This window comes from Micromonospora sp. DT4 (genome assembly GCF_049841675.1).
Classification (GTDB): Bacteria; Actinomycetota; Actinomycetes; order Mycobacteriales; family Micromonosporaceae; genus Micromonospora.
On the sequence record NZ_JBNCKT010000153.1, the window covers coordinates 1 to 10,180 of the forward strand.

10 protein-coding genes are annotated in these 10,180 nt (G+C 74.4%); 7 read left to right on the top strand and 3 right to left on the bottom strand.

What is annotated here, in order from left to right:
- The first annotated feature begins 149 nt into the window (after positions 1 to 149).
- The 6 genes from ACLQ24_RS26735 to ACLQ24_RS26760 all read left to right on the top strand — a co-directional run bounded on the left by ACLQ24_RS26735 (position 150) and on the right by ACLQ24_RS26760 (position 6,199).
- Complete coding sequence (locus ACLQ24_RS26735) at positions 150 to 884, top strand: OAM dimerization domain-containing protein (protein ID WP_425894479.1); 735 nt, start codon at positions 150 to 152, stop codon at positions 882 to 884.
- Positions 881 to 1,273 carry a hotdog domain-containing protein gene (locus tag ACLQ24_RS26740; protein WP_425894472.1) on the top strand — a complete coding sequence of 131 codons (393 nt, stop codon included), beginning with the start codon at positions 881 to 883 and terminating at the stop codon, positions 1,271 to 1,273. Before ACLQ24_RS26735 ends, ACLQ24_RS26740 begins: the two co-directional genes overlap by 4 nt.
- On the top strand, positions 1,270 to 2,601 hold the full coding sequence (locus ACLQ24_RS26745) for a glutamate mutase L (RefSeq protein WP_425894473.1): 1,332 nt from the start codon (positions 1,270 to 1,272) through the stop codon (positions 2,599 to 2,601). The genes ACLQ24_RS26740 and ACLQ24_RS26745 overlap by 4 nt, the downstream gene beginning before the upstream one ends.
- Before the next feature lie 556 nt (positions 2,602 to 3,157).
- Complete coding sequence (gene lnt, locus ACLQ24_RS26750) at positions 3,158 to 4,768, top strand: apolipoprotein N-acyltransferase (protein ID WP_425894480.1); 1,611 nt, start codon at positions 3,158 to 3,160, stop codon at positions 4,766 to 4,768.
- Between the two features lie 34 nt (positions 4,769 to 4,802).
- A complete protein-coding gene (locus ACLQ24_RS26755) occupies positions 4,803 to 5,612 on the top strand; it encodes a polyprenol monophosphomannose synthase (RefSeq protein ID WP_425894474.1) in 810 nt (269 codons plus the stop codon).
- Between the two features lie 62 nt (positions 5,613 to 5,674).
- Positions 5,675 to 6,199 (top strand): FxsA family protein, encoded by a 525-nt coding sequence (locus ACLQ24_RS26760; protein WP_425894475.1) that lies wholly within the window; start codon positions 5,675 to 5,677, stop codon positions 6,197 to 6,199.
- A 60-nt stretch (positions 6,200 to 6,259) separates the two neighbouring features.
- Here the strand turns inward: ACLQ24_RS26760 and ACLQ24_RS26765 are convergent, their stop codons facing one another.
- The 3 genes from ACLQ24_RS26765 to ACLQ24_RS26775 form a co-directional block, all read right to left on the bottom strand.
- Positions 6,260 to 6,601, bottom strand: a complete 342-nt coding sequence (locus ACLQ24_RS26765; RefSeq protein ID WP_046564157.1) for an RNA polymerase-binding protein RbpA — start codon at positions 6,599 to 6,601, stop codon at positions 6,260 to 6,262.
- Between the two features lie 188 nt (positions 6,602 to 6,789).
- A complete protein-coding gene (locus ACLQ24_RS26770) occupies positions 6,790 to 7,980 on the bottom strand; it encodes a hypothetical protein (RefSeq protein WP_425894476.1) in 1,191 nt (396 codons plus the stop codon).
- A 26-nt stretch (positions 7,981 to 8,006) separates the two neighbouring features.
- Complete coding sequence (locus ACLQ24_RS26775) at positions 8,007 to 9,359, bottom strand: MFS transporter (protein ID WP_425894477.1); 1,353 nt, start codon at positions 9,357 to 9,359, stop codon at positions 8,007 to 8,009.
- 57 nt (positions 9,360 to 9,416) lie between these two features.
- On the opposite strand from ACLQ24_RS26775, the gene ACLQ24_RS26780 reads away from it, so the two are divergent.
- Positions 9,417 to 10,064, top strand: coding sequence for a TetR/AcrR family transcriptional regulator (locus ACLQ24_RS26780; protein WP_425894478.1), 648 nt, complete (start codon positions 9,417 to 9,419; stop codon positions 10,062 to 10,064).
- Positions 10,065 to 10,180 lie beyond the last annotated feature (116 nt).

A 10,180-nucleotide genomic window follows, 5' to 3' on the forward strand; every position in this document is an offset into this window, starting at 1 on the left:
CGATGGCCCGACAGTCACCGGTGCACTCGAACCCCGATCGGCCCGAGTGAGACAAGGGTGCACCAATGAGCGAGCGTAGCGAGCGAACCGGCCAGCACAGCAGCCAGGCGCTTACGCCACCGCGAGGCGGTGGCGTGAGTAAGCAGATCGTGCGCCCGTACGGGGACACCACCGGCGACGGCATGGTGCAGGTGTCGTTCACCCTGCCGGTGCCGCATGACAAGCGGGCCGAGGGCGCGGCGGTGCAGTTGGCCAACAAGATGGGCATCGACCCGGGGATGGTGGTGCACGCCAAACCGATGGGCGACGGGTTCACGTTCTTCGTGGTGTACGGGCGGGTCAACCACCTGGTCGACCTGGACGCGGTGCAGGTGGTGGAGCGGGACTTCGCGCTGCTGTCGGCCAAGGACGTCAACACGGTGATCAAGCAGCGGCTGCGGCGCAAGCTGTCCGTGGTCGGCGCGTGCATCGGCACGGATGCGCACACCGTCGGCATCGACGCGATCCTCAACGTCAAGGGCATCGCGGGGGAGAAGGGCCTGGAGTACTACCGGGAGCTGAAGGTCACCAACCTGGGCGCACAGGTCAGCGTCCCGGAGCTGGTGGAGGCGGCGCGGGCGGAGAAGGCCGACGCGGTGCTCGTGTCGCAGGTTGTTACGCAACGCGACGCGCACCTGCACAACACGCGGGAGATGTCGGCGGCGTTCCGGGAGGCCATGCCGGCGGGTCGGCGGCCGCTGCTGATCGTCGGCGGTCCCCGCTTCGACGAGACGATGACCGACGAGTTGGGCGTGGACCGGATCTTCGGTCGGGGCACCACGCCCGGCGAGGTGGCCAGCTACCTGGTGTACGCCCTGATCACGCAACGGAAGGCGATGGCATGACCGACGCGCGGCTCGGGTTGACGGTGACGCACCGGCGGTACGTGCCGTACGCGCACGCCCACTACGCCGGCAACCTCGTCGACGGCGCGTACGCCCTGGGACTGTTCGGTGACGTCGCCACGGAGGTGTGCATCCGCACCGACGGCGACGAGGGCCTGTTCGCCGGGTACTCCGATGTGCGGTTCACGGCGCCCATCCGGGCCGGTGACGTGGTCGAGGTGACGGCGCAGGTGTCCCGGGTGGGCAGCCGCAGCCGCACCCTGGAGTTGAGCTGCGCGGTGGTGTGCCGGGGCCGCCCGGACCGCTCCGAGTCCGCTGCCGAGGTCCTGGACCCGCCGATCGTGGCGGTCACCGCGACCGGCACCGTGGTCGTACCCGCCGGGTCATGACCCTGGCGGTCTGCGCGGACGTCGGCTCGACGTACACCAAGGCGGCCGTGGTGGACCTGGCCGCCGGTGTCCTCGTCGGCGCGGCGGCCGCGCCCACCACGGTGGGCAGCGACGTGCTGCGTGGTTTGGACGCCGCGGCCACGGCGGCCACCGCCGGGCTCGGGGCGCGTGCCATGCCGTGGTACGTCTGCTCGTCGGCCGGCGGTGGATTGCGGCTGGCGGTGATCGGCTACGAGGCCCTCGTCACCGCGCAGGCGGGCCGGCGGGTCGGATTGTCGGCCGGCGCGCACGTGGTGCACACGGCCGCCGGGCGGCTCGACGCGGCGGCCCTGACCGCGCTGCGGGCGGCCCGCCCGGACGTGGTGCTGCTGGTGGGTGGCACCGACGGCGGCGACGCCGACACGATCTGCCACAACGCGACCCGGCTGGCCCGCGCCCGCTGGCGTACACCCGTCGTCCTGGCCGGCAACGCCGATGTGCGTGCCGAGCTGATCGGGCTGTTGGAGGCCGCTGGGGTGCCGGTGAGCGGCGCGGACAACGTGCTGCCGCGTATCGGGGTCCTCGCGCCGGCGTCGGCGCGCGCGGCGATCCGCGCGGTGTTCCTGCGGCACGTCATCGGCGGTAAACGACTGTCCCGGGGCACCCGTTTCACCCGTCTGGTCCGGGCGGCCACGCCCGACGCGGTCCTGACCGGGGTGGAGGTGCTCGCCGACACGATCGGCGGTGACCTCGCCGTCGTCGACGTGGGTGGGGCCACCACCGACGTGTACTCGGTTCTCACGCCCGACGAGCGGGCCACCGGGCCGGGCCGGGAGGTCGCGGGCAGCCTGTGGCGGGCCCGCACCGTCGAGGGTGATCTGGGCATGCGGTGGAGCGCCCCCGGGGTCGTCCGCGCCGCCGTCGAGGAGCGGCTGCTCACCGACGCCGACGACCTCGGCGTGGCCGCCGCCCGGCGGGCCGCCGACCCGGCGTTCCTGGCCGCCGACGACGTCGAACGGGCCGTGGACGCGCGGATCGCCACCTTGGCGGCGACGGTGGCGCTGCGCCGGCACGCCCGTGGGGTCGCCACCGGCGAGCGGGCCGGGCGGGACCTGCGTGACGTGCGGCTGCTGGTGGGCTCCGGTGGGGTGCTGCGGCACGCGCCCGTCGACGCGTCCGGGCAGGTCCTGGCCGCGGTCCTGGCCGACCACGCGGGCGGGTGGGCGTTGCCCCGTGCCGCCCGGGCGGTCGTGGACGTCGACTACGTGCTGGCCGCCAGCGGATTGCTCGCCGAGGAGCACCGGACGGTGGCTCAGGCGTTGCTGCGTCACCACCTGGGCGCCCAGTGAGACACGCCGACCCGACACGCCGTGGCGCAACACACGACAGGCCGGGGGTGGGTTGACAGGAGACGGGGTGCAGCACGTACCGTCTTTGAGTCCTACCATGGGAAGCGGCTGTTGTTCGCTTCGTCCCTTCGTCCGCTGGCCGAGCGACTTGTTTCAGCGTCATCGTCGCGGCGGCCAGGTCCAGCGGGCGGGGGTCGGCGGGGCGGCGCGAACCGGCCGCGATTACCGGTGTACGGGCAGGGTGAGGTGCACGGCCAGTAGACAACGGCCCGGCGGGGGCAGCCAGTCAACCGCCTGGTCGGTCCGAAGGTCGGCGTGTCCCATCCTCGCCCCACCGGCCGGGAAGGGCCTGGGAGCATCGGGGCGCGGCGTCAGCCGCGCCCCGATTTCATCCTCACCCCACCACCTCGCCGATCTTGCAGTTTCTGTCGTCGAGATGGGCGGGAATGCCCCTTGTGTCGGGATAGAAAGTGCAAGCTCGCGGAGCAGGGGTAAGGCCGCGGTGGCGGCCGGGTAGCCTTCGGCGGGTGATCGAGGTGAAGCTGCGGTGACGACCCTGGACCGGGACGAGAGTCACGTCCCCACGGTGCTGAGCGCGCCGGTCGCCGCAGGTCGGCCGCTGCCGCTGCGCGTGGCCGCGCCCATGGCCGTCGTCGCCGGGTTGGCTCTGCTACTGGCGTTCCCACCGTACGGGGTGTGGCCGCTCGCGCCCGTCGGCGTGGCGTTGCTGGCCGCCGCCGCCCACCGGCGACGGATGCGCGCCGGCGCGGGCCTGGGTTTCCTCACCGGGGTGGCGCTGTTCGCGCCGATGCTGGCCTGGACGAACCTGCACACCGGTTACCTGCCGTGGGTGCTGCTGTCCCTGCTGCAGGCCGGCTACGTGGCGCTGCTCGGCGCCGCTGCGGCCTGGGTGTCCCCGCTGGCCGACCGTGGCCGCTGGGAGTGGCCGGCGCTGACCGGGTTGCTGTGGGTGGGGCAGGAGGCGCTGCGCGATCGCACCCCGTTCGGCGGGTTCCCGTGGGGGCGTCTCGCGTTCAGCCAGGACGGCTCGCCGCTGCTGCGCCTGGCTGCCCTCGGCGGCGCGCCGCTGGTCACCTTCGCGGTGTCCCTCACCGGTGGTCTGCTCGTCTCCGCCGTCTGGCGGGGCTGGGCGGCCCGCCACGAGGCCCGGCCCGAGTGGTGGTTGCCGGCTGCCGTACCGGCCGCTGTCGTCGTGGCGGTGGGCGCGGTGAGCCTGCTGGTGCCCGTCGCCGCGGCGGGCGGCGGCAACGCCGTCACCGTGGCGATCGTGCAGGGCAACGTGCCGCGCCTCGGGCTGGACTTCAACGCCCAACGGCAGGCCGTGCTGAACAACCACGTCGACGCCACCCTGGAGCTGGCCGCGCGGGTTGCCGCCGGCGCCGAGCGGCAACCCGACCTGGTGGTGTGGCCGGAGAACTCCAGCGACATCGACCCGCTGCGCAACCCCACCGCCGGGGCCCGCATCTCCCAGGCCGCCGACACGATCCGCGCGCCCATCCTGGTCGGTGCGGTGCTGCTCGGGCCCGGCCCCGGACAGGTCCGCAACGCGGGCATGTTGTGGCAGCCTGGCACCGGCGCGGACATGGCGCAGCTCTACGCCAAACGCCACCCGGTGCCGTTCGCCGAGTACGTGCCGCTGCGGGACATCGCGCGCAGGGTCAGCGACAAGGTCGACCTGATCCGTAACGACTTCGTAGCCGGCAGCACCCCGGGCGTGGTACGCGCCGGCCCGGCGGTCCTCGGCGACGTGATCTGTTTCGAGGTCGCCTACGACGAGGTGGTCCGCGACACCGTCACCGGCGGCGCGCAGCTGCTGGTGGTGCAGACCAACAACGCGACCTTCAACGAGGCGGAGGCCCGCCAGCAGTTGGCCATGGTGCGGTTGCGGGCCGTCGAGCACGGCCGGCCGGCGCTGATGGCCTCCACGGTCGGGGTGTCCGGGTTCGTCGCCCCCGACGGGCGGGTAAGCGATGCCACCGGGTTCAACACCCGGGAGGTCGTGGTGCGGCAGCTACGGCTCGACAGCGGGCGTACCCTCGCCACCGGCCTCGGCTGGTGGCCGGAGGTGGCCCTCGCCGGGCTGGCGGTGGCCGCCCTGGCCGGCGCAGGCGTGCTGCGCCGCCGCCAGCGGGTCGTGCCCGGATAGCAGCAGCCGGTACGCCGGCGGGAGCGGAGGAACCGTGATCCAGGCGACCGATACGATCCGGCGTCCGGACGAGGTGCCCGGGGTGGGCCGCGTCCTCGTGGTGATCCCCACCTACAACGAGGCCGACAACATCGCGGCGATCGTGGGTCGGGTCCGCCGGGCCGCCCCCGCCGTGCGGATCCTCATCGCCGACGACAACAGCCCCGACGGCACCGGCGCGATCGCCGACGCCCTCGCCGACGGCGACCCGCACGTGCAGGTGCTGCACCGCCGGGGCAAGGAGGGCCTGGGCGCCGCGTACCTCGCGGGGTTCGGGTGGGCGCGTGAGCGCGGCTACCACGCGGTGGTGGAGATGGACGCGGACGGCTCGCACGCCCCGGAGGACCTGCCGGCGCTGCTGGACGCCGCCCGCGACGCCGACGTGGTGATCGGGTCGCGGTGGACCAGCGGCGCGCAGGTGGTGAACTGGCCGCTGCGGCGGCTGCTGCTGTCGCGCTGCGGCAACCTGTACGCGCGTCTCGCGTTGGGTATGCCCGTCTCGGACGCCACCGGCGGCTACCGGGTGTACCGGACCAGCGTTCTGGACGCCATCGACCTGGGGTCGGTGACTTCGCAGGGGTACTCGTTCCAGGTGGAGTTGTCGCGGCTGGCGCACCGGGCCGGGGTGCGGATCGTGGAGGTGCCGATCACGTTCGCCGAGCGGGAACGCGGTGACAGCAAGATGAGCCCGCGCATCGTCGCCGAGGCGCTGTGGCGGATCACCACGTGGGGTGTGCGGGACCGGCGGCAGGCGGTACGCCGCAGCCTGAACGGCACCCCCACGGGTCAGGTGCGGTGGCCGTGAGCGCGGCCGTGTCATGCTGGATGTGCGGTTCGTGTCGTGCCGCGGGGTGGCGATGAGGTGAGATGCGCCGAGGACTGAGGTTCGTGCCGCTGGCCCTGCTGGTGACGGTGGTGCTGGAGCTTGCGGTGTTCGTCGTCGTGGGCCGGGCGGTGGGGTTCGGCGCGGCGGTGCTGCTGGTGTTCGCCGCGTCCCTGCTCGGGCTGGTGCTGCTGCGCCGGGAGGGAATGCGCGCCTGGCGCGGGTTCCGCACGGCCGCGCAGGCCGGGCAGCCGCCGGGACGGCAGGTGACCGACGGGCTCGTCGGGCTGGCCGGTGCGCTGCTGCTGGCGATACCCGGTCTGGTCAGCGGTCTGGTCGGGTTGTTGCTGATGGTGCCGCCGGTGCGCCGGTTGGCTCGCGCAGGGGTGCAACGCACCGCCGAGCGGCGGGTGTCGTCGATGGTCGCCGGTGACCTGTTCGGGCCGCGTACGGTCCGGGTGCGTCAGGGCGCGCCGCAGCCGACACCGCCTCCGCAGCCGGAGCAGCCGGTGGTCGTCGACGGTGGCCGGGCCATCGAGGGGGAGATCGTCCAGCCGGGTCGCAACTGATCCACACACACGACGGCGCCCCCGGGAAACCCCGGGGGCGCCGTGTCGTGCGGGTGCGGCTCAGGCGCGGCCGCGGCGGGTACGAACCTCCTGGAGCCGCTCGGCGAGGATGTCCTCGAGCTCGGCGATCGAGCGCCGTTCCAGCAGCATGTCCCAGTGGGTACGCGGTGGCTTGGCCTTCTTCTGCTCCGGCTCGCTGCCGTCGACGAGTCGGGCGACGCTGCCGTCGAACTTGCACTCCCAGGTCGTCGGGACCTCGGCGTCGACGGCGAACGGCACCTCGAACTGGTGGCCCTTGGCGCAGAGGTACTCGCGGGTCTGACGCGGCGCGAGCTCCGTGTTGCGGTCGGATTCGTAGCTGACCGCGCCCAGGCGGCTTCCGCGCAGCATGCGCTCGCCCATGATCGACTTCCCCTCGTTCGTGGTGCTGGTCTTCTGGGTGTAACGGCGTGTTCCCGTCGCCCCATTCCCGCCCGAGGGCGTAAGGCGTCCACGGGCGGGCCGGAACCAAGGGTAGCCGGCCAGGAGCCGGAGGCCACGTCGGTGGCGTGTCGTGACTGCCACCGGGGATGTTAACGGCCCGGATGTGGTCAAGGTTGCGCCGGCGTCGCATCCCGGTCGGAAGCGCCCGCGCCGGTGGGGGCGGCGGCGCCCAGGCGGGCCAGCGCCAGCGCCAGATCGCTGACCTGGTCACCGAGCTGCGCCACCCGCCGCTGGGCGACGTCCCGGTCGGCCTCGGCGGCGTCGAGTCGTACCGTCAGGGCGGTCAGCCGGCCCTCGGCGGTGGCCGCAGCCTGCCGGGCGGCGGTGAGGTCGACGGCGAGAGCGTCGCGTTGCGTGGTCGCGGCGGTCAGCTCCGCGCGCAGCCGGGCGGCCAGCTCGGCGGCCTCCTGCCGGGCGTCGTTGGCCTCGGCGGCGGCGACCTGGGCACGGTCCCGGGCCCGCTCGGCCTGCTCCCGAGCCCGGGCGGAGTCCGCCGCCTCGGCGCGGGTGCGCGCGGCGTCGGCGCGGGCCTGGTCGATCTGACGCCGCACGTCCTGCGCCTCGGCCTGCCACCGCGTGGCCCGCTCGCCCGCTTCGGCGGCGTCCCGCGTGGCCCGCTCGGCGTCGGCGCGCGCCGCGTCCCGCTCGACGGTCAGGTCGGCCGCGCGCTGCCGTTCGGTGTCGCGTTCGGCCCGCAGGTCACGCACCTCGGCGCGGGCCTGGTCGCGGTCGCGTTCCGCCTGCGTCCGCAGCGCCTCGGCGGCGCTGACGTCGTGGCGGGCCTGGTCGCGGGCGGCCTCGGCCCGCTGGGCGCGCTCGTCGGCCGCGTCGGCGCGCTGCGCGGCGGCCTCGGCACGTCGCGTGGCGTCGTCGGCCTCGGCGCGGGCCACGCGGGCCTGCTCGCGGGCGCGGGCCGCGTCGGCCGACGCGGCCTCGGCGTCGTCGCGGGCCTCGTCGCGTTCGGTCTGCGCGGCCGCGATCTCGGTGGCGGCCTCCGCGCGGACCTGCGCGAGCTGCCGCTGCACACCCACCGGGGACAGTTCGGCGTGCAAGGCCTCGGTCAACGTCTCGACGATCTGGTCGAGGCGGTCCACCGCCTCCCACGTGCGGGCCACCTGCCCGGGCAGGCCGGGGGCGTTGCGGTGGCGCATCCGACTGTTACGCGAGGCGCGCTGACAGGCGCCGTCGTTGTCGCGGCAGTAGCGAAACGGCCGTCCCGCGCCGACACGCTGCGGCACCGGCCGTCCACAGTGGGCGCACGGGCGGGTCTCGGTGGGGGTGAGCGGGGCGTCGTCCATCGAGGGCGAAGTCTAGTGCCGACCGCTCAGGTCACCGCCCGGGCCGCCGCGTCCAGGGTGTAGCGGCGCTGCAGCAGCAGCGCGGCGAGCATCGCCGCCGCCGGCAGCAGCCCGAAGCCGTAGCGGACCGCCGCGAGCGCCGCGTCCGGCTGCGTCGGCGACGCGCCGGCCGTGGACGCCACGAAACCACCCACGGCCAGGCAGAGGGCGTACGCGTACGGGCCCAGGGCCGCGCCGGTGGCCTCGGTGGCCGTCCACACCCCGGTGTAGGTGCCCGCTCCGGTGGTGTCGCTGGCCGCGCGGATCACGTCGGGCAGCATCGAGAACGGCAGTAGTTGCATGCCGGCGAACGCCACCCCGAGCACCGCCACCGCGCCGACGAGCACCGGCAGGCCGGCCGGGCGGCCCACCGCCAGCACAAGCGACCCGGCCGCGAACGCGCCCTGCGCGCCGAGCAGCGCCCGCTGCTTGCCCACCCGGCGGGCCAGGACCAGCCAGGCGGGGGTGACCAGCAGCGCCGGTGCGACGAACGCGGCCACCAACACGGTGGTCAAACCGGGGGCGCGCAGCTCGTACTCCGCGTAGTAGGGCACCCCGGCGAGGACCAGGTGGGTGGCGGTGGACATGGCCAGGTAGGCGGCGACCAGCGGGCGGAACTGCCGGTCGCGCAGGGCGGTGCGCAGCGCCCGCCACCCGCCGTGCCCCGGCGCGGTGGTGTTCGGCGCGGCGCCGCGCAGCCGGGCGATGCCGGCAACGCCGACGAGCATGGCGGCCAGCATCGCGACGGCCAGGACGACGCCCATGCGCTGGTAGCCGCCCCGGGTCGCGGCGTCGCCGCCGGTCAGCAGCGGGGCCAGCAGCCCGGAGGCCAGGATGCCGAGGGTCAGCACGACCATCCGGAACGCCATCAGCCGGGTGCGTTCGTCGTAGCCGATGCACAGGTCGGCCGGGGTGGCCAGGTAGGGCACCTGGTAGGCGGCGAAGAGCAGGTTGCCGGCGACGAAGGCCACCGCCACCCAGACGGCGGCGGGCGCGCCGGCCAGGCCGCCGGGCACCGCGAACAGCGCGGCGAACGCGACCGGCAGGGCGCAGCCGAGCAGCAGCAGCCGTCGCCGCTCGCCCCGTCGGGCCTGCTCGACGTCGGCGCGATGCCCGACCCACGGGTGCAGCAGCACGTCGGCGATCTTCGGCAGCAGCAGCGCGAGACCGGCCAGCCACGGCTCGACGGCCAGCACGTCGGTGAGGAAGTAGAGCAGCAGCAGGCCGGGGACGGTCACCCAGACACCCATGCCGAGCGAGCCGGCGGCGAACCCGGCCAGGGGACCACGGGGCAGCGTCGCGTCGGTGGCGGCCGCGGGCCGCCGGTCGAGCCCGGTCATCGCCGGATCCTCTCCGCAATCCAACAGTTGCTGGATTCTAGGGGCACAATGGCGGCCATGACCATGCCCCGACGCCGTCCGGGTCGGCCCCGGCGCGACCAGGCCCGACCGACCCGCGAGGTGGTGCTCACCGCCGCGACCGCGCTGTTCGCCGAGCGTGGCTTCGACGCCGTCGGGCTGCGGGAGGTCGCCGCCGCCGCCGGGGTCGACGTCGCCACGGTCGCCCACCACACCGGTACGAAGGCAGCCCTCTACGAGGCGTGTTTCGCGCGCGTGTTCGCCGTCGAGCGGCAGGTCCTCACCGAGGCCGCCGAGCGGGCCCGCGCGGCCTTCGACGCGGGCCCGGAACCGGCACGACGGGCGCTGCACGACCTGGTCGACGTGTTCGTGGACTTCCTCCAGGACCACCCGGAGACCACCGCGCTGTGGCTGCGACGCTGGTTGGAGCCGCGGCGGCACGCCGAGTTGGACCAGCGCTACGCCGAGCCGCTCTACCAGCTGGTCGCGGAGCTGCTGACCGCCGCCGCGGCGGCCGGCGCGCTGGTCGAGCCGACCCCGCACGTCACCGTGCGCAGCCTGGTCTGGGCCACCCACGGCCACGTCGTGGCGTTGGCCGCGGGCGCGCCGGCTGCCCGGGAGCGCCGCGAGTTCCGGGCGTTCGTGCACCGCTTCCTGACCGGCCTGTACGGACCCACGGGCTCTTGACGGGCCGCCGACACCCGACGATTATCCATCGGACGTTGGATTATTGACCCGTAAGGCAAATAGTTGATGGTCAGGAGGCGGCGTAGCGGACTTCGGGCTTGCGGAACAAGGATTTC